This is a genomic window from Pseudomonas hygromyciniae (assembly GCF_016925675.1).
GTDB lineage: Bacteria > Pseudomonadota > Gammaproteobacteria > Pseudomonadales > Pseudomonadaceae > Aquipseudomonas > Aquipseudomonas hygromyciniae.
On the sequence record NZ_CP070506.1, the window covers coordinates 4563390 to 4583045 of the forward strand.

At 58.9% G+C, this 19656-nt stretch carries 16 protein-coding genes and 1 pseudogene; 9 read left to right on the forward strand and 8 right to left on the reverse strand.

What is annotated here, in order from left to right; genetic code table 11:
- The first annotated feature begins 31 nt into the window (after positions 1–31).
- Positions 32–634 carry a cold-shock protein gene (locus JTY93_RS29640; protein ID WP_029300321.1) on the forward strand — a complete coding sequence of 201 codons (603 nt, stop codon included), beginning with the start codon at positions 32–34 and terminating at the stop codon, positions 632–634.
- 82 nt (positions 635–716) lie between these two features.
- On the opposite strand, the gene JTY93_RS20425 is transcribed toward JTY93_RS29640, so the two are convergent.
- Together JTY93_RS20425 and JTY93_RS20430 are read right to left on the reverse strand one after the other, a co-directional pair.
- Positions 717–923 (reverse strand): SlyX family protein, encoded by a 207-nt coding sequence (locus JTY93_RS20425; RefSeq protein WP_057441383.1) that lies wholly within the window; start codon positions 921–923, stop codon positions 717–719.
- A 3-nt stretch (positions 924–926) separates the two neighbouring features.
- Positions 927–1352, reverse strand: coding sequence for an HIT domain-containing protein (locus JTY93_RS20430; protein ID WP_205477496.1), 426 nt, complete (start codon positions 1350–1352; stop codon positions 927–929).
- A gap of 725 nt (positions 1353–2077) precedes the next feature.
- On the opposite strand from JTY93_RS20430, the gene JTY93_RS20435 reads away from it, so the two are divergent.
- On the forward strand, positions 2078–3373 hold the full coding sequence (locus tag JTY93_RS20435) for an OprD family porin (RefSeq protein WP_205477497.1): 1296 nt from the start codon (positions 2078–2080) through the stop codon (positions 3371–3373).
- 131 nt (positions 3374–3504) lie between these two features.
- Positions 3505–4729 (forward strand): IS3 family transposase gene (locus JTY93_RS20440; protein WP_205518905.1). Its coding sequence is split into 2 segments (ribosomal slippage): positions 3505–4602 and positions 4604–4729, totalling 1224 coding nucleotides; the frame shifts between segments, so codons are not numbered across the junction.
- Between the two features lie 138 nt (positions 4730–4867).
- Here the strand turns inward: JTY93_RS20440 and JTY93_RS20445 are convergent.
- Together JTY93_RS20445 and JTY93_RS20450 are read right to left on the reverse strand one after the other, a co-directional pair.
- Positions 4868–5710, reverse strand: coding sequence for a mechanosensitive ion channel family protein (locus tag JTY93_RS20445; RefSeq protein WP_169993685.1), 843 nt, complete (start codon positions 5708–5710; stop codon positions 4868–4870).
- Between the two features lie 124 nt (positions 5711–5834).
- The gene (locus tag JTY93_RS20450; RefSeq protein WP_057440144.1) at positions 5835–6320 is read right to left on the reverse strand and encodes a YajQ family cyclic di-GMP-binding protein; all 486 of its coding nucleotides are present in this window, start codon (positions 6318–6320) and stop codon (positions 5835–5837) included.
- A gap of 137 nt (positions 6321–6457) precedes the next feature.
- Between JTY93_RS20450 and JTY93_RS20455 the strand changes: the two genes are divergently transcribed.
- The 3 genes from JTY93_RS20455 to JTY93_RS20465 are packed head-to-tail and all read left to right on the forward strand — an operon-like array spanning position 6458 to position 10039.
- Complete coding sequence (locus tag JTY93_RS20455; RefSeq protein ID WP_205480823.1) at positions 6458–7375, forward strand: putative 2-dehydropantoate 2-reductase; 918 nt, start codon at positions 6458–6460, stop codon at positions 7373–7375.
- Positions 7376–7421: 46 nt separating this feature from the next.
- Positions 7422–9446, forward strand: a complete 2025-nt coding sequence (locus tag JTY93_RS20460) for a sensor histidine kinase (RefSeq protein WP_205480821.1) — start codon at positions 7422–7424, stop codon at positions 9444–9446.
- 14 nt (positions 9447–9460) lie between these two features.
- A complete protein-coding gene (locus JTY93_RS20465) occupies positions 9461–10039 on the forward strand; it encodes a cob(I)yrinic acid a,c-diamide adenosyltransferase (protein WP_205480812.1) in 579 nt (192 codons plus the stop codon).
- 126 nt (positions 10040–10165) lie between these two features.
- Here the strand turns inward: JTY93_RS20465 and JTY93_RS20470 are convergent, their stop codons facing one another.
- The 3 genes from JTY93_RS20470 to secA all read right to left on the reverse strand — a co-directional run bounded on the left by JTY93_RS20470 (position 10166) and on the right by secA (position 15242).
- Entirely contained in the window at positions 10166–11110 is a 945-nt protein-coding gene (locus JTY93_RS20470) for a Nudix family hydrolase (protein WP_205518906.1), read from the reverse strand.
- A 58-nt stretch (positions 11111–11168) separates the two neighbouring features.
- Complete coding sequence (argJ, locus tag JTY93_RS20475) at positions 11169–12386, reverse strand: bifunctional glutamate N-acetyltransferase/amino-acid acetyltransferase ArgJ (RefSeq protein ID WP_029295486.1); 1218 nt, start codon at positions 12384–12386, stop codon at positions 11169–11171.
- A gap of 120 nt (positions 12387–12506) precedes the next feature.
- A complete protein-coding gene (secA, locus tag JTY93_RS20480; protein WP_169993699.1) occupies positions 12507–15242 on the reverse strand; it encodes a preprotein translocase subunit SecA in 2736 nt (911 codons plus the stop codon).
- A 308-nt stretch (positions 15243–15550) separates the two neighbouring features.
- Between secA and JTY93_RS20485 the strand changes: the two genes are divergently transcribed.
- On the forward strand, positions 15551–16006 hold the full coding sequence (locus JTY93_RS20485) for a DUF721 domain-containing protein (protein WP_205476869.1): 456 nt from the start codon (positions 15551–15553) through the stop codon (positions 16004–16006).
- Between the two features lie 67 nt (positions 16007–16073).
- Here the strand turns inward: JTY93_RS20485 and JTY93_RS20490 are convergent, their stop codons facing one another.
- On the reverse strand, positions 16074–17552 hold the full coding sequence (locus tag JTY93_RS20490; protein WP_205476870.1) for a helicase HerA-like domain-containing protein: 1479 nt from the start codon (positions 17550–17552) through the stop codon (positions 16074–16076).
- Between the two features lie 340 nt (positions 17553–17892).
- Between JTY93_RS20490 and JTY93_RS30060 the strand changes: the two are divergent.
- Together JTY93_RS30060 and JTY93_RS30065 are read left to right on the forward strand one after the other, a co-directional pair.
- Positions 17893–18732, forward strand: a pseudogene (locus JTY93_RS30060) (PDC sensor domain-containing protein); the annotation flags it as partial.
- Between the two features lie 141 nt (positions 18733–18873).
- Complete coding sequence (locus JTY93_RS30065) at positions 18874–19638, forward strand: methyl-accepting chemotaxis protein (protein WP_375373144.1); 765 nt, start codon at positions 18874–18876, stop codon at positions 19636–19638.
- Positions 19639–19656: the final 18 nt, after the last annotated feature.

The following is a 19656-nucleotide window of genomic DNA, read 5'->3' on the forward strand; positions in this document are numbered from 1 at the left end:
TCGTGATCCGTCTTAACGTGAGTTAATCAAAATGTTGAAAATCGTCCACCTGCTAACGGGCGCTGCAGCTTTGCTGCTGTCCTTTATCCCGAGCCTGCAACCAGAAAGCCTGCCGTACCTGCAACAACACGACGCGCTGTACCTGGCTCTGTTCGGCCTTCTCAACCTGACGCTAGCGCCAGTGATTCCCTACTGGAACAAAGGCACACGCCATCAACTGCAAAACCTGGTCAGCGCTTTGCTGGTACTGACTGTCGTCGTACAAACCCTCACCCTCCTGGCCCCCATGCCTGAAGTCGGCGGCCATCCAGCCATCCTGCTCAGCCTGGCCATCGCTGTGGTCGCTATCGTTCTTCACCTGGCCATCAGCTTCTACCGCTCATCTGCCCCTGCCACCTCGCAAAACTACGACATGACCAACCGGGATACCGGGACCGTCAAGTGGTTCAACACTTCCAAAGGCTTCGGTTTTATTTCCCGGGACTCGGGCGACGATATCTTCGTCCACTTCCGGGCCATCCGCGGCGAAGGCCATCGTGTTCTGGTGGAAGGCCAGCGCGTGGAGTTTTCCGTCATGAACCGAGACAAAGGCCTGCAAGCTGAAGACGTGATCGCCGCCCTGCCGCGTCGCTGATTTCAGACCAGACCCGAAAAAAAACCGCGATGCAGCTGAAACTGCATCGCGGTTTTTTATGGCCGCAAGTTTTCCCCTGCCCTCAATAATGAGGCGGTGGCGCTTCCTCCTCGGAGGATTCGAACTGCCCGCCCATTTCTTCCTGCCGCTTGAGCAGGGCAGTCATCTGCAATTGCAGGCGTTCTACCGCCCGCTGCTGGGCAACCAGGATGTCATTCAATGTCTCGATGGTGTCGTCTTGGAAAGCCAGGCGGCTCTCAAGGTCCATCACACGGTCTTGCAGGTCCATGGTTCAGTCCTGGGCAAAAGTGAATTCGGGCGGCAGCAACTCCCGCAGGCGGGCTCGAATGACCGCCACCTGATCGTCGGTATAAGGCACCGCCGGGTGCCTGCCCCAGACCGGTGCAGGCCAGGCCGCATCGTCGCGCTTGCGCACAATCACGTGCACATGCAGTTGGTTGACCACGTTGCCCAGGGCACCGATGTTCATTTTGTCGGCGCTGAACCCTTCATTGAGCAGCTGCGCCAATATCGTGGTTTCGTGCCACAACCGGGACTGGTCGCCAGCATCAAGCTGGAACACTTCGCTGATACCGGCAATGCGCGGCACCAGGATAAGCCAGAGGTAGTTAGAGTCGTTGGACAGCAGCAGCCGGCACAGGGGGAAATCCCCGATGGGCAAGGTGTCGTTTTGCAGACGTGGATCCAAGGCGAACACCACAGGCACTCCGTTCGGCTAGTCAGTTTCAGGCGCCCAGCATACCTGCGAATGACGACTGCTTCACGGGGCAATCGGCGCCTCACCACGGGGAATCTGCCGGCCGGGCACCAACGCACCAAAATGAGTCTTTTATGCCCCACATCGGGCAGGACCTATCCGCCGATTACTCACTGCACAGGGTGGACCGGTAACATTTCCTACAGAAACTTATTTCTACCCGTTCGAAATCCCGCACAACCGACGCCTTGAATTCCAAAAAAAACCACGCGAAAGCCCCGTGCCCAGGCGCTTTTCACAGACTCACCACATTTTTCACGAAAAAATGACATCTGCCTGGCAGTTTGAGCACGCTTGTTGCATTCACTCCCACATCGTCGACAACGGCACCTCCCAGGAAGGCGGTGTTTCACGATAAAAAAACAGTGAGTCAATACACAAACAGGAAGTTTTAAACTTTTGACAGGGTACTTTTGACCTCTGCCCAGGGTATTAAAAACAGTATTGAAGTTGTCAGTCTGGCTACAAACAGACTGTAGATTTGCGACATGGATCTAGCAATTTACGACAGCCTCGTAAAGAAGCTGAAAGGACAGATGTGCAAGTATCGCCAATTATTGCCAGCGTGCTATAAGTTTGCGCTGTCACAAAAAAGAAAGAGCCGCCCAGACAAAAATACAGGTGGGACGGCAGTACTCTTCCTAAAACCAAAGGAGCAAATCACGATGCGCGTGATGAAGTGGAGCATGATCGCCCTCGCTGTTTCAGCAGGCACCTCACAGTTCGCAATGGCGTCCGCCCAAGATGATGCCAAAGGTTTTGTCGAAGACAGCACCTTCAGCATCAATACCCGCGCCTTGTACTTCAGCCGGGATAACCGCAACAACAAATCGGGGGCAAGCTACAGTCGGGAATCCGGCCTGGGCTTCAACGGTTTGTACCAGTCGGGCTTCACCCAAGGCACCATCGGTGTAGGCGTTGACGTTATCGGCCTGCTGGGCGTGAAACTGGACAGCGGCAGAGGCCGTAATGGCACTGGCCTGTTCCCGGAAGGTTCGGATGGCCGCTCAGAGGATGAATACTCCAAGGGCGGCGGCGCCATCAAGTTCCGCCTCTCCAATACCGTGCTGAAAGTCGGCGACCAGTACACCACCGCACCGGTATTCGCATCCGACGACAGTCGCTTGCTGCCAGAGCTGCCACAAGGTATCTCGATCGTCAGCAACGAGATCAAGGACCTCAAGCTGGAAGCCGGTCACTTCACTTCCAGCGTTGCCCAGGCGCAAACCTTCAAGGACAGTATCCTCGACTTCCCTGAAACCTCCCGAGGCATCAAGCAAGCCAATTTCGTAGGCGGCACCTACGGTTGGACGCCTGAATTCACCACCAGCCTCTACTACTCGAAAGTCGAAGACTACTGGCGCAAATACTACGCCAACGTCAACTGGACCCACGCCCTGAGCGATGACCAGTCGGTGGCCGTAGACTTCAACATCTACGATACCAAGAGCGAAGGTGCCGGCCTGCAACGCGCCGCCAAAGACGACGTTACCAAACTCGACAACCGTGCATTCAGCTTGCAGGGTGCCTACACCATCGGTGCACACACCTTCACCCTGGCAGCACAGAAGGTTACCGGTGACGGCGATTACGGCTACGGCATCGATGGCGGCGGTACAGTGTTCCTGGCCAACTCCGTGGCTCGTTCCGACTTCAACGCCGAAGGCGAGAAATCCTTCAAAGCCCGTTATGACCTCGACATGGCCACCTTTGGTGTACCTGGCCTGAGCTTCCTGGCTGCGTACGTCACCGGTAGCGGCGCCAACACCGCCTCGACCTCGAACGGCAAAGAGTGGGAACGCGACCTTGAAGCCAAGTACGTGATCCAGAGCGGCCCAGCCAAAGATCTGAGCCTGCGTATTCGCCAAGCGACTTATCGTTCGTCTGATGGTGTTTACTACGGTTCGGCGTCTATCGACGAACTGCGTCTGATCGCGCAATACCCGCTGAACATCTTGTAAGCAAAGATGCTCGAGGGCTTCGGCCCTTAATGAAAAAGCCGCTCACTTTTAACCAGTGAGCGGCTTTTTTATTACACTTGTCCCGTCCTGAATAAGGTTTACACCTTCTGACCTATCTTCAGGAGGAACCAATGGATTCGGGCAAAAGGCGGAGCCAGCGTGACTACACGCTAGCCTTTAAATTATCGGTCGTAGACCAGGTCGAAAAGGGCGAGTTGAGTTATAAAGAGGCTCAACGGCGCTACGGCATTCAGGGCCGGTCCACGGTACTGGTCTGGCTACGCAAGCATGGCCGGCAGGACTGGAGCCAAGGCGCCTCAATTCGAGAGCCGAGGAGCAGGTCCATGACCGAGCAAACCCTCCCGCTGACACCCGAGCAGCGGATCAAAGAGCTCGAAGAACAGCTGGCGCTAAGCAATCAGAAGGCGCAATTCTTCGAAGCCGTCGTGAATGTTCTGAAGAATGACTACGGTGTTTGCGTCGTAAAAAAAGCGACTCGGCAAGTCCTCTCGCAAGGGCAAATCCAAGACCTGAGCATCACCAGGGCTTGCCTGTTCATGGGCATTTCGCGCCAAGCGTATTACCAACGTAATCGAGCTTTTGACGCAAGGACTCGTCAAGATCAAGAGGTCATGGACTTTGTTCTTGAAAAGCGCCGCCGCCAGCCCAGGATAGGCACGCGCAAGCTGCATTACCTGATGAGCGTCGAAGTTGGCGCGCCAGTGCGGGTCGGTAGAGACCGCCTGTTTAGCATCTTGCGCAACGCTCGAGAACTGGTGGTGCGCAAACGGGCTTACCACAAAACGACGGACAGCCATCACCGCTTTCGCCGCCATCCGAATTTGCTCAAAGAGGGTCCAGGACAAATCGTTGCCAGCAGGCCCGAGCATGTCTGGGTCGCAGATATAACCTACCTTCCGACACAGGAAAGCGTCGCCTACGTGAGCCTCGTGACAGACGCTTACTCGCGCAAGATCGTAGGCCATCATGTGCATGAGAGCTTGCATACCGAGTCGGTGATCAAAGCGATGGAAAAAGCAATTAGCAAACGTCGAAGCAAGCTGCCACTGATCCATCACTCAGACCGTGGAGCCCAATACTGCTCCGAGCTTTACCAGCGCTTGCACGCTAGCCATAACGTTAGATGCTCAATGACCGACGGATATGACTGCTACCAGAATGCTCTGGCAGAAAGGATAAACGGGATCTTGAAGACCGAGCTTTTGCTGTGCCGCCCCTAAAAACCTGGCGGAAGCAGTGAAAATGGTGGATGAATCGGTGCTGATCTACAACGGGGAACGGCCACACCTGTCCCTGAAATACAAAACGCCCGATGCGGTGCATCGGGCGTTTTGAGACTGAAACAGGTGTAAACCTATTTCAGGACTAGACAACTTTTATTTCTATGACCCGGATAACTAGCAAGCTAACTATCGAGTTTATTATTGAGATAAAACCTGACCATTTAGCCAAGTTGGATCCCTGCACCTGATATTACTTGGCAGGCGCTTCTTGCATCACGCGAATAACACGCTGCGGGAATGGAATATCAATTCCGGCCGCTTTCAAACGGTCCCGCGCCAGTTCATTGAACATGAACATCACATCCCAATAATCCGCCGTCTTGGTCCATACCCGCAGGGAAACGGTAATCGAACTGTCGCCCAGGGTCGAAACCACTGCGACCGGCTCAGGGTCCGCCAGAACCCGTGGGTCCTTGGCCAGTTCCAGCAACACTGCGCGGGCTTTCTGCAGGTCGGCTTCGTAGTCGACACCCACGTCAAACACCACCTTGCGGGTCGGTTGGCGATTGGTGTTGGTGATGATGCCGTTGGACAAGATGCCGTTAGGCACGATGACCGTCTTGTTGTCACCAGTACGGATCACCGTGTGGAAGATCTGGATGCTATCGACGGTACCCGCCGTGCCCTGGGCTTCGATCCAGTCACCGATACGGAACGGACGGAACAGCAGGATCAGCACGCCACCGGCAAAGTTGGCCAGGCTGCCTTGCAACGCCAAGCCAATGGCCAGGGTCGCGGCACCGATCGCGGCAACAAACGAAGTGGTTTCAACGCCGATCATCGAGGCCACGCTGACGATCAGCATCACCTTGAGCACGATGTTCGCAAGGCTGGTCACAAAGCCTTGCAACGCCAGGTCGGCATTGCGCAGGGCCAGCAGGCGCCCTACCTTGTGGGTCAGCTTGTTGATCAGCCACCAGCCAATGGCCAGGGTCAATACCGCCAGCAATACCCGGCTGCCGTATTCCATGATCATCGGGACCCAGGCTTGGGAAGCCTTGATCAATTGATCCACTTCAGCGTTCAAGTCCATCTAGATTCTCCTGTTTAGTGCCTATAAAGGTCGCCACAGCAATTGAGCCCCGAAGGGCTCAATCGTTTCTGCAGGTTCTGGGGCGTGGGACGTCGAAAAGCCCACTGGGTTCCCCAAAACGCGATTAGTCGCGGAAGTTATTGAACTGCAGCGGCATATCGAAGGTCTTGGCGCGCAGGGCGGCAATCGCATCCTGCAAGTCGTCGCGCTTCTTACCGGTGATACGCACCTGCTCGCCCTGGATCGCCGCCTGGACCTTGAGCTTGGCGTCCTTGACGTGAGCGACGATTTTCTTCGCCAGCTCCTTGTCGATACCTTCCTTGAGCACGGCTTCCTGCTTCATCAACTTGCCCGACGCATAGGCATCCTTGACTTCAAGGCACTGCACATCGATCTTGCGCTTGACCAGGGCCAGCTTGAGGATCTCGATCATCGCTTCCAGCTGGAAATCGGCTTCAGCGGTCAGGTTGACCGTCAGTTCCTTTTCCTTGAACTCAAAGCTGCCCTTGCCTTTCAAGTCATAACGACGGTCCAGCTCCTTGACGGCGTTCTCGACGGCGTTGGTGACTTCGTGCTTGTCCAGTTCAGATACCACGTCGAACGACGGCATGTAGTTTCTCCAATAAAAAAGGGGCGCGGCTCAGTAGAGATGGAGCGCGCCTGGCTTGCGGGTAAAATGCCGGGGCATTATAACGACTCTTTACTCTGAGCTGCTTGGCTCACCCAGCGGCTTATGGAGCAAAATTGATGTCCACCACCTGGCATGTCCTCGGCGCCGGCAGTCTCGGTACCTTATGGGCTACACGCTTGGCCCGCGCAGGCCTGCCTGTCACGCTGATCCTGCGCGATCAGGCACGCCTGGCCAGCTATCGGGCAACGCCCGGGCTGACCCTGATCGAGCAGGGGCAGGCCCAGTCGTACCCGGTTATTGCACAAACATCCGACAGTCCCGAGCCGATTGATCGCCTGCTGGTCGCGTGCAAAGCCTACGACGCACCCGGCGCGGTCGCACAACTGACCCGACGCCTGACACCCAATGCCGAAGTGATCCTGCTGCAGAATGGCCTAGGCAGCCAGGATGCGGTTGCCGCGCAAGTGCCCCTGGCCCGCTGTATCTTCGCCTCCAGCACCGAGGGTGCGTTTCGCCAGAGCGATGGCAGCGTGGTATTCGCTGGCGATGGCTTTACCTGGCTGGGTGACGCGACCCATCCCACGGCGCCGTTGTGGCTGGACGACTTGCACGCCGCCGGCATTCCCCACCAGTGGAGCACCAATATCCTCACGCGCCTCTGGCGAAAACTGGCACTCAACTGTGCGATCAATCCTCTGACCGTGCTCTATCAATGCCGCAATGGCGGGCTGCAGGAACACCAATGCGAAGTAGCGACCCTGTGCGCCGAACTCGCCGAGCTGCTGGAGCACTGCGGCCAGCCGGCAGCGGCACAGGACCTGCAGACCGAAGTGGAGCGGGTCATCCAGGCGACGGCGGCCAACTTTTCGTCGATGTACCAGGATGTGGCCAACGGGCGACGCACCGAAATCCACTATCTGCTCGGCCATGCCTGCCAGGCGGCCTTGCGCCATCGCCTGAGCCTGCCGCACCTGCAACAACTGCATGTGCGCCTGGCCGGCTACCTGGACGCACGCGGATTGCCCAGCGACTGAGGCACGCGCTACCCTGCCCACTTGATCCTTGCCTGCGAACAACCTGATGCCACTGCGCCAGCGTCTCGAAAATCTCCCCGTCGGGCAGAAACTGCTGGCGGCCTTGCTGGTGTTGCTGACCACCGTGCTGCTGGTGGCCAACCTGACCTTTATCAGCGCCGCCTACTGGATATCCCAGGAAAGCATGGCCCCCCAGGCCTTGCAGGCGCTTGGCCGACTGGTTTCCAATCCAGCCCTTGCCGCGCAAGCCCTGGACTCTCCCGCCAAGGCCGATGCCCTGCTCAACGAGCTGACCAGTTATTCGCCACTGCGGGCAGCGGCCCTGTACGACGGCGAAGGCAATCGCCTGGCGCAGTTGCAACACGGTGAGCGCCTGCAATTGCCGGCGCACTACCGCGACATCGAAGCCTGGCGGGTCACCGAGTTTCGCAGCAATCAAGTCATCACCCTGCCCCGCCCCGGCCTGCCCTCGGGGCATCTGCTGCTGGTGGCCAGCAGCGAGCTGCCGGTGGCCTTCTACACCGGCACCCTGACAGCCAGCCTCGGCATCCTGGTGTTCAGCGTCCTGTTGTGGCTGGTGATCGCCCGGCAGATCAAGCGCCTGATTACCCGGCCGATCCACGAGCTGGAAGAGTTGTCGCGCCAGGTCACTCGCGAGGAGAACTACGCCCTGCGGGCCGGTCGCGGCAACCATGACGAAATCGGCAGCCTGGCCGAAGCGTTCAATACCATGCTGTCACGCATCGAGGCCCGCGAGCAGCAACTCAAACGCGCGCGGGACGACTCCCAGGCCGCCTATGACCAGGCCCAGGGCCTGGCCGAGGAAACGCGGCATACCAACCGCAAGCTGGAACTGGAAGTCCAGGTGCGTAGCAAGATCGAGAAAAAACTCACCGGTTTCCAGAACTACCTCAACAGCATCATTGACTCCATGCCCTCTGCCTTGATCGCCCTGGACGAGCAGCTCTACGTCACGCAATGGAACCAGGAAGCCAGCGCCCTTTCCGGTACGCGCCTGGACCAAGCGCTGAACCAGCCGATCTTCCTCGCCTTCGAACCACTCAAGCCGTACCTGCCCCAGCTCAAGGCCACCGTGGAGCAGCACACGGTGGAACGCATCGAGCGCGTCACCTGGATCAAGGACGAAGAACCCAAGCACTATGCCCTGACCTTTTACCCGCTGATGGGCGGCGCCGGGCGCGGGGTGGTGATCCGCATCGATGACATCACCCAGCGCCTGTCCCTGGAAGAAATGATGGTGCAGTCAGAGAAGATGCTGTCCGTCGGCGGACTGGCCGCAGGCATGGCCCACGAAATCAACAACCCCCTGGGGGCGATCCTGCATAACGTGCAGAACATCCGCCGGCGCCTATCGACGGACCTGCCGAAAAACCTGGAGCACGCCGAGCAGGTGGGCGTGGAGCTGGAAACCGTCAACCGTTACCTGCAAAGCCGCGAAGTGCCGCAACTGCTCGACGGTATCCAGCAAGCCGGAGCCCGTGCGGCAAAAATCGTCACCCACATGCTCAGTTTCAGCCGCCGCAGTAACCGCCAGATGGCACCTTGCGATCTGCCGGCGCTGATCGACCAGGCCGTGGAAATCGCCGGTAATGACTTCGACCTGGCGATCGGCTTTGACTTCAAGGGCCAGGCGATCATTCGCCAGTTCGATCCAACGCTGGGCCCGGTGCCCGGCACTGCCAACGAGCTGGAGCAGGTACTGCTCAATTTGCTGAAAAACGCCGCCCAGGCCATCCATCTGCGCGAAGACGACAGCGAACCAGGGCGCATCATCCTGCGCACCCGGCTCAACCCGCCCTGGGCCGAGATCCAGGTGGAAGACAATGGCATCGGCATGAGTGAGAGCGTGCGCAAACGCACTTTCGAACCGTTCTTCACCACCAAGGAAATCGGCCAAGGCACAGGGCTGGGCTTATCAGTCTCGTACTTCATCATTACCAACAATCACAAGGGCCAGATGGAGGTTCACTCCACCCTGGGCCAGGGCACCTGCTTTACCTTGCGCCTGCCGCTGGCCGGCAGCCAGCTTGCCCCCCTCGAACAGACTTAACTGGAGCAATGACCATGGGCTTTCGCCTGTCGAAAATCTACACGCGTACTGGCGACAAAGGCGAAACCGGCCTGGGCGACGGTCGCCGCGTACCCAAGGATCACCCGCGGGTGGAAGCCATCGGCGAAGTGGACAGCCTCAATAGTCAATTGGGCCTGCTGTTGGCCGGGCTCGAGGAGCAAAGCGGCCAGCACCCTGCGTTAATGGATGTGGTCGAGGTACTGGCCCCTTGCCAGCATCGACTGTTTGACCTGGGTGGCGAGTTGGCGATGCCGATCTACAAGGCACTTAATGCGGGCGAAGTGGACCGCTTGGAAGCCGCGATTGATCGCTGGAATGAAGAAGTGGGGCCTTTGGAGAATTTCATCCTGCCCGGTGGTTCGGCGCTGATTGCCCAGGCCCATGTGTGCCGCAGCCTGGCCCGCAGCGCCGAGCGGCGTTGCCAGCAATTGAATGCACTGGAGCCGTTGGACGGGGTGGGGTTGGCGTATATCAATCGGCTATCGGATTTGCTGTTTGTGGCAGCGAGGGTGATTGCCAGACGCCAGGGGGTTGCGGAGATTTTGTGGCAGGCGGCGGCTAAGCCGCACTGAGATTCTGCCGGGTTTTGTATTGCTTTATCGGGCCCCATCGCAGGCAAGCCAGCTCCCACATTTGAATGTATTCACAAATCAAAATGTGGGAGCTGGCTTGCCTGCGATGGGGTCATCACTGACGACTCAAACCTCAGGCCAGAACGCCCGAATCCCCGCCACACCCTGCGCCCCGCTTTCCCAGGCTTTCTCCCGCTCGTCAGGCCCAACCCCACCCAACAGGAACACCGGCTTGCTGAAGCCCTTGATCAACTGCGCCGCCGCTTCCCAACCCAGTGGCTGAGCATCAGGGTGAGTCTGCGTCGGCTGCACCGGCGACAGGGTGACAAAGTCCACATCCATCAATTCGGCCAATGCCAGCTCCTCGGCATTGTGGCAAGACGCCGCCAACCAGCGATCCTTGGGCAGCGGACGGCCTTTGCTGGCGTATTTACGCAGTTGCGCCGACGTCATGTGCCAGCCCGCCGCCGGGAAATCACCGAGCCATTCAAACGGCCCCTTGAGCATCAACTGCGCCTTGCCGGCACACAACCCCACGGCATCCACCGCCAGGTCGCGGTACTTGGGGTCATAGCCATTGGGCGCGCGTAATTGGATCAGCTTGATGCCACCGGCAATGGCTTTCTGAATACCGCGCAACAACACTGGGGTTTCCAGTTCACCTGGGGTGATCAGGTAGTCAGCGGGCAAGCGCGCGGCAGCGACGATTGGCGCGTTGGCGGCTGGAAACTCGTAGTTCTGCAAGTCCCGTGGCGCCACCCATTCGAGGGGTTGCCCTTCTGCGCCATGGGGCTCGCCGGTAAACGCCGAGACCTCCCAGACATCCAGCAACACCTGCTTGTCCGGGTAATCATGCTGCACCTGGATCAACGGCCGCGCCGTGGTGACCTGGATACCCAGTTCCTCCTGCAGCTCTCGCCCCAGTGCGGTGAAAACCGATTCATCGGCCTCCACCTTGCCACCGGGAAACTCCCATAGGCCGCCTTGGTGCTGGGTATCTGCACGACGCGCCAGCAAAATCCGGCCATCGGTACCGCGAATGACTGCGGCTGCTACATGAACTCGTTTCACGGTATTACGTCCTCTAAGCCGGCACCTCCCGGGGCATTGCCGATGCCCCGGGCAGGTATCAAGTGCGGTATTCGGCGTTGATCTTCACGTATTCGTGGGACAGGTCGGTGGTCCAGATGGTTTCGCTGCACTCACCGCGCCCCAGTTCGATGCGGATGGTGATTTCTTCCTGCTGCATCACCGCCGAGCCCTGGGCTTCGGTGTAGGTCTCGGCACGGGCGCCACGGCTGGCGATGCACACATCGCCGAGGAACACGTCGATCTTGCTTACGTCCAGATTCGGCACGCCGGCACGCCCAACCGCCGCGAGGATCCGGCCCCAGTTCGGGTCGGACGCAAACAGCGCGGTCTTGATCAGCGGCGAGTGGGCCACGGTGTAGCCGACATCCAGGCATTCCTGGTGATTGCCGCCGCCATTGACTTCAACGGTGACGAACTTGGTCGCGCCTTCGCCATCACGCACGATGGCCTGGGCCACTTCCATGCACACTTCAAATACCGCCTGCTTCAGCGCTGCGAACAGCGGGCCGTTGGAGGAGGTGATTTCCGGCAGGTTGGCTTTACCGGTGGCAATCAACATGCAGCAGTCGTTGGTCGAAGTGTCGCCGTCGATGGTGATGCGGTTGAACGACTTGTTGGCGCCATCAAGCATCAGGTTCTGCAGCACATCGCGGGAGACTTTGGCGTCAGTGGCGATGTAGCCGAGCATGGTCGCCATGTTCGGGCGGATCATACCCGCGCCTTTGCTGATACCAGTCACGGTAACGGTTACGCCTTCATGCACGAACTGGCGGCTGGCGCCCTTGGGCAGAGTGTCGGTGGTCATGATCCCGGTGGCCGCGGCCGCCCAGTTATCCACCGACAGGTCATCCAGCGCAGCCTGCAGGGCGCCTTCGATTTTTTCCACGGGCAACGGCTCGCCGATCACCCCAGTGGAATACGGCAGCACCTGGCTGGCGTCCACACCGGTCAACTCCGCCAGCTTGGCGCAGGTACGCGCAGCCGCAGCCAGGCCAGGCTCGCCGGTACCAGCGTTGGCATTACCGGTGTTGGTCAACAAGTAGCGCACCGGGCCTTCGACACGTTGCTTGGCGAGGATCACGGGGGCTGCGCAAAACGCGTTCAGGGTGAACACGCCAGCGATGGTCGAGCCTTCGGCACAGCGCATCACTACCACGTCCTTGCGCCCGGGGCGCTTGATACCGGCCGAAGCGATACCGAGTTCAAAACCGGCAACCGGGTGCAACGTGGGCAAAGGACCAAGACCAACAGCCATGAATGCGCTCCTTAACGATGTGATGTCTGCACCGTCGTCGTCGACGGTGAATAAATGGCAAAACGCCGCGACGGCTGATGCCGGTCGCGGCGCGGGGTATTGCAGCGTCAGGCAAAAATCTTAGTTGATTTCGCCATGGCAGTGTTTGAACTTCTTGCCCGAACCGCACCAGCATGGCTCGTTGCGACCCAGCTTCTGCTCGTTGCGCACAGGAGCCTGGGCCAGGGCCACATCGACCTCTTCACCCAACACTTCCGGCGACTCAAGGCCCGGCGCTTCGTCATGCTGGAACTGCATGCGCGCGGCCAGGGCTTCGGCCTCCTGGCGCAGGCGGGCTTCTTCTTCGATCGGGTCTTCGCGACGCACCTGAACGTGGGACAGCACACGAATCGAATCGCGCTTGATCGAATCCAGCAACTCGGAGAACAGCGTGAACGACTCGCGCTTGTACTCCTGCTTCGGGTTCTTCTGGGCATAGCCACGCAGGTGGATACCGTGGCGCAGATGGTCCATGGTCGACAGGTGGTCTTTCCACAGGTCGTCCAGCACACGCAGAACGATTTGCTTCTCGAAGGTGCGCAGCGCTTCGGCACTGGCTTGCTCTTCTTTCTCGTTGTACGCGGCCAGCAGTTCGGCCATCAGTTTTTCGCGCAGGGTTTCTTCGTACAGGTGGTCGTCTTCGTCGAGCCATTGCTGGACCGGCAGGTCGACACCGAAGTCGCTCTTCAACGCAGCTTCCAGGCCGGCAACATCCCACTGCTCAGGCAGCGACTGTGGCGGGATATGGGCGCTGACGGTGGCGTTGAGCACGTCCTGGCGGAAGTCGGCAATGGTTTCGCCAATGTTGTCGGCGGCCAGCAACGTGTTGCGCATGTGATAAATCACTTTACGCTGTTCGTTGTTGACGTCATCGAACTCCAGCAGTTGCTTACGAATATCGAAGTTGCGGCCTTCGACCTTGCGCTGGGCCTTTTCGATGGCGTTGGTCACCATGCGATGCTCGATCGCTTCCCCAGACTGCATCCCCAGGGCCTTCATGAAGTTCTTCACCCGGTCAGAGGCAAAGATGCGCATCAGGCTGTCTTCCAGGGACAGGTAGAAACGGCTGGAACCGGCATCACCCTGGCGACCGGCACGGCCACGCAGCTGGTTGTCGATACGGCGCGATTCGTGACGCTCGGACGCGATCACCTGCAAACCACCGGATTCCAGCACCGCCTGGTGGCGTTTCTGCCAGTCGGCCTTGATCTGGGCGATCTGCTCAGGTGTCGGGTTGTCCAGGGAGGCCACTTCCACTTCCCAGTTACCGCCCAACAGGATGTCGGTACCACGACCGGCCATGTTGGTAGCGATGGTCAGTGCGCCTGGGCGACCGGCCTGGGCAATGATCTCGGCTTCTTTTTCGTGGAACTTGGCGTTGAGAACCTTGTGCTCGATGCCTTCCTTGTTGAGCAGGTTGGACATGTGCTCGGAGGTTTCGATGGTTGCAGTACCCACCAGGACCGGACGGCCGTGGGTCATGCATTCCTTGATGTCGGCAACGATTGCAGCGTATTTCTCGTCGGCGGTCAGGAACACCAGGTCGTTGTAGTCTTTACGCGCCAGCGGCTTGTTCGGCGGGATCACCATCACCGACAGACCGTAGATCTGGTGGAATTCGAACGCTTCGGTATCAGCAGTACCGGTCATGCCGGACAGCTTGTTGTACAGGCGGAAGTAGTTCTGGAAGGTGGTCGAGGCCAACGTCTGGCTCTCGGCCTGGATATTGAGCACTTCCTTGGCTTCGATGGCCTGGTGCAGGCCTTCGGACAAACGACGACCGGGCATGGTACGGCCGGTGTGTTCGTCGACCAGTACAACCTGGCCGTCCTGGACAATGTATTCGACGTTGCGATGGAACAGCTTGTGGGCGCGCAGGCCGGCATAAACGTGGGTCAACAGGCCCAGGTTGTGTGCCGAGTAGAGGCTTTCGCCTTCAGCCAACAGGCCGATCTGGGTCAGCATCTCTTCGACGAACTGGTGACCGGCTTCGTTGAGCTCGACCTGACGGGTCTTCTCGTCGATGGAGTAATGACCTTCTTTGGTCACTACGCCTTCCACTTCCTCGATATGTTGTTCGAGGCGCGGGATCAGCTTGTTGATTTCGGTGTACAGACGCGAGCTGTCCTCGGCCTGACCGGAGATGATCAGCGGGGTACGGGCTTCGTCGATGAGGATGGAGTCGACTTCGTCGATCACGGCAAAGTTGAGTTCACGCTGGAATTTTTCTTCCATGCTGAACGCCATGTTGTCGCGCAGGTAGTCGAACCCGAATTCGTTGTTGGTGCCGTAGGTGATGTCGGCGGCGTAGGCGGCGCGCTTCTCTTCCGGCGGCTGGAACGGCGTTACCACGCCGACGGTCAGGCCGAGGAATTCATAGAGCGGGCGCATCCAGTTGGCGTCCCGGCGGGCCAGGTAGTCGTTCACCGTCACAACGTGCACGCCCTTGCCGGACAGTGCGTTGAGGTAAACGCCCAGGGTTGCCACCAGGGTCTTGCCTTCACCGGTGCGCATTTCGGCAATCATGCCTTCATGCAGGGTCATGCCACCGATCAACTGGACGTCGAAGTGGCGCATACCCATTACCCGCTTACCGGCTTCGCGGGCGACCGCAAAGGCTTCGGGCAGCAGTTTGTCGAGGGTTTCACCTTTGGCTATGCGGGCCTTGAACTCTTCGGTCTTGGCGCGCAATTGCTCGTCCGACAAAGCAACCATCTGCTCTTCGAAGGCATTGACCAGCTGCACCGTCTTGAGCATGCGTTTGACTTCGCGCTCATTCTTGCTTCCAAAAAGTTTCTTTAACAAAGGCGCAAACATATCGGCAGGTTCTTCCACACATTAGGGATGAAGGGGCGTCCCGTGAGTCGCCCGAGCAGCCCTCACGGCCGCATGCGAACGAGCATTCTACCCGGAAACGAGGGTGAGGAAAGTGGCGTTGTTCCACGATGCAGGCACAGCGTCCCAGGAGGGCTTGTTTAAAATAAGGGCTTTTTGCTGACTTTCAACCCATTGGAGCGAGAAGTTACTTATTGATTTAATGGATAAACTGCTGACAAAGCAATGACCACAGTGCCGCACACGCTTTCTGCTACCATGGCGGCTCTGTTACCTAAGGTGTCTAGATCATGGCATTTCGCCCTCTTACGGCTCGTGCTCCCGCCGTGTTGCTGCGCGAAGCCAAGCCTTTAAAAGCCATCTTTGGCCACGCTCAGCGCCTGGGCCACCTGCAGCGCCTGCTGGAAAGCCAACTGCAACCAGCGGCCCGCGAACACTGCCATGTAGCCTCGTGGCGCGAAGGTACGCTGCTGCTGATTGTCACAGATGGGCATTGGGCGACCCGCCTGCGCTACCAGCAAAAACGCTTGCAGCGCCAGCTCCAGGCATTTGAGGTCTTTGAGAGCCTGCTGCGCATCCAGTTCAAGGTCCAGCCTCCAACCGTGCAGCAAGGTGCGGTGGGGCATACCATGGATTTGTCGGTGAATGCCGCCGAAACCATCCAGGCGACAGCGGACGGCATTACCGATCCGAAGCTGCGCGCGGCATTGGAGCGGTTGGCGGCTCACGCCAAGCCCAAAACCTGAAAACCGCACAATCCAATGTGGGAGCGGGCAAGCCCGCTCCTACAGGTGATTCCATCTGCCGTAAGAACTACTTACGCTTGCTACCGCCAAGCAACGAGCCCAGCAGCCCGCGCACCAACTGGCGGCCCATCTGATTGGCCGCCTGCTGCATCGCCGACTTCAAGGCCTTGCCCGCCGTAGTTCCCAGAAATGCCCCGGCCTTGTCGGTGAAACTCGGCTCTTCTGCGGCAGGCGTAGTGCTCGTCTGCGCACCCAGCTCCTTGCGTGCCATCAGCACTTCATAGGCCGACTCACGATCAACCGGCTTGTCATAGCGCCCCAATAGCGACGAACTGGCGATCAAGGCCGCGCGCTCGGCAGCGGTCAACGGCCCGATCCGCGACTGCGGCGGTGCTACCAGCACCCGCTGGACCACCTCGGGCGTGCCTTTTTCCTGCAGCGTGCCCACCAGCGCCTCACCGGTACCCAGTTCGGTCAACACCGCCAGTGCATCGAACGCCGGGTTCGGCCGGAAACCATCCGCAACCGCCCGCAGGGATTTCTGCTCCTTGGTGGTAAATGCCCGCAGGCCATGCTGGATGCGCAAACCCAACTGGGCCAGCACGTTGTCCGGCAAATCGCCCGGCGACTGGGTGACAAAATACACACCCACGCCTTTCGAACGAATCAACCGCACCACTTGCTCCAGGCGGTCCTGCAAGGCCTTGGGCGTATCGGCAAACAGCAAATGCGCCTCGTCGAAAAACAATGCCAGCAGCGGCTTGTCGGCATCCCCACGCTCCGGCAACTGCTCGAACAACTCCGCCAGCAACCACAACAGGAAGGTCGCATAGACCTTGGGCGACTCGTGCACCAGACGACTGGCATCCAGCAGATGAATGCGCCCTCGCCCATCGCTGGCCGGTTGCAGAATATCTTCCAGCTGCAGCGCCGGCTCGCCGAACAAGGCTTCGGCGCCCTGCTGTTCGAGCACGGCCAAGCGCCGCAGCAAGGCCTGGCTGGAGCCGGTGGTCATCAGGGCGGCGTCATCGCCCAGTAGTTCGGGATGGAACTTGAGGTGGTTGAGCAGAGCCTTGAGGTCCTTGAGGTCCAGCAGCAGCAAGCCTTCGCGATCCGCCACTTTAAAGGCTGCATACAACGTCGACTGCTGGCTGTCGGTCAGTTCCAATAGACTGCCCAGCAGCAACGGGCCCATTTCGCTCAAGGTTGTACGAAGCGGATGACCGGACTGACCATGGATATCCCACAGCGTTACCGGATAAGCCTTAGGCGCGTAATTCAGGAACGGCATGCCGGCAATACGCTCGGCCACCTTGCCCTGGGGATTGCCTGCGGCGCCCAGGCCACACAGATCACCCTTGATATCGGCGGCGAACACCGCGACGCCAGCATCACTGAATGCCTCCGCCAGCCGCTGCAACGTCACGGTCTTGCCTGTGCCGGTGGCACCGGCGATCAGTCCATGGCGATTAGCCAGGCGCATAGCCTGGGCGATGGGTTGGCCTTCGAGATCTGCGCCAATAAGAAGTTGCGAGGAGTCAGGCATTTTTTCACCCATGGTTAATCTTTAACGCTGCACGGTCGATACAGACAAAGCGAGAGACCCAAAAAGTCTAAAAAGTTAGACCGGATAATTCCTGCAGGAGCAGATGGAAATATCACACTTTATTTAATGCTGCCATTTGTGCGTCTGCATAAAAGACGCGCCTCGGACACTAAGACCTTAGCGGACACGACGAGCCATGAATAAAAATCTGCGCTTCAGCCACAAAATCCTGCTTGCAGCCGCCCTTATCGTCATTGCCGCATTTGCGTTGTTCACGTTGTACAACGACTACCTGCAACGAAACGCAATTCGCGGCGACCTCGACAGCTACCTGCATGAAATGGGCAGCGTGACTGCCAGCAATACCCAGAGTTGGCTGGCCGGGCGCATTGTCCTGGTGGAAAACGCCGCCCAGAACATCGCCATCAATCCCGAGCCGACCGTGGTTGCCAGCCTGCTGGAGCAGAAAGCCCTGACGTCATCGTTCATGGCGACCTACCTGGGTGACAGCAAAGGTGGCTTCACCATTCGCCCTGATACGAAGATGCCCGACGGCTTCGACCCACGCGTGCGCCCCTGGTACAAAGGCGCCCAGACCAGCAACGGCTCGACCCTGACTGAACCCTATATCGATGCGGCCACCGGCCAGTTGATCATTTCCATCGCCACCCCCAGCAGCAAGGCCGGGCAAAGCGTCGGCGTGGTTGGCGGTGACCTGAGCCTGCAAACCCTGGTGGACAACATTGGTGCGCTGAACTTCGGCGGCATGGGCTACGCGTTCCTGGTCAGTGCCGACGGCAAGATCCTGGTACACCCGGATAAAAGCCTGGTGATGAAGACCCTGGGCGAGGCGTACCCGAACCAGACCGTCAAGATCAGTGCTGACTTCAGCGAAATCGAGGTCGATGGCAAAACCCGCATTGTTACCTTCGCCCCGATCAAGGGTTTGCCGTCGGTGAACTGGTATATCGGTCTGTCGGTAGATAAAGACAAATCCTTCGCCATGCTCAGCGAATTCCGCACCTCGGCCATCATTGCCACCGTGATAGCCGTAGCGATCATTATTGCGCTGCTGGGCATGCTGATCCGCGTGCTGATGCAACCGCTGTATGTCATGACCCGCGCCATGGAAGACATCGCCGATGGCGAAGGCGACCTGACGCGCCGCCTGACGATCCAGAACCATGACGAATTCGGCATCCTCGGCAAAGCCTTCAACCGCTTTGTGGAGCGGATTCACACCTCGATTCGCGAAGTGTCCTCCGCCACCGGCCAGGTCAATGAAGTGGCATTGCGCGTGGTCAGCGCCTCCAACTCCTCGATGATCAATTCCGACGAACAGGCCAACCGCACCAACAGCGTCGCGGCAGCGATCAACCAGTTGGGCGCCGCCGCCCAGGAAATCGCCCGTAACGCCGCCCAAGCCTCGCACCAGGCCAGCGATGCGCGTCATCTGGCCGAAGATGGCCAGCAAGTGGTGGAGCGCAATATCAAGGCCATGACACAACTGTCCGAAATGATCAGCGCCTCAAGCAGCAACATCGAGGCACTCAACAGCAAGACGGTAAATATCGGGCAAATCCTTGAAGTGATCACCAGTATCTCCCAGCAAACCAACTTGCTGGCGCTCAACGCCGCCATTGAGGCCGCGCGCGCCGGGGAAGCCGGGCGTGGGTTTGCGGTGGTGGCAGACGAAGTGCGCAACCTGGCCCATCGCACGCAAGAGTCTGCGCAACAGGTGCAAAAGATGATCGAGGAGCTGCAAGTCGGCGCCCGGGACTCGGTCAGCACCATGAGCGAAAGCCAGCGCCACAGCCTCGACAGCGTAGAAATCGCCAACCTGGCAGGTGAACGCTTGAGCAGCGTGACCCAGCGTATCGGTGAAATCGACGGTATGAACCAATCGGTGGCGACCGCGACCGAGGAGCAGACCTCGGTGGTGGAATCGATCAACATCGATATCACCGAAATCAATACGCTCAATCAGGAAGGCGTGGAGAACCTGCAGTCCACCCTGCGCGCCTGCTCCGATCTGGAGCAGCAAGCGGCGCGCCTGAAACAACTGGTGGGAAGCTTCCGTATCTAAACCCGAGACAAATGTAGG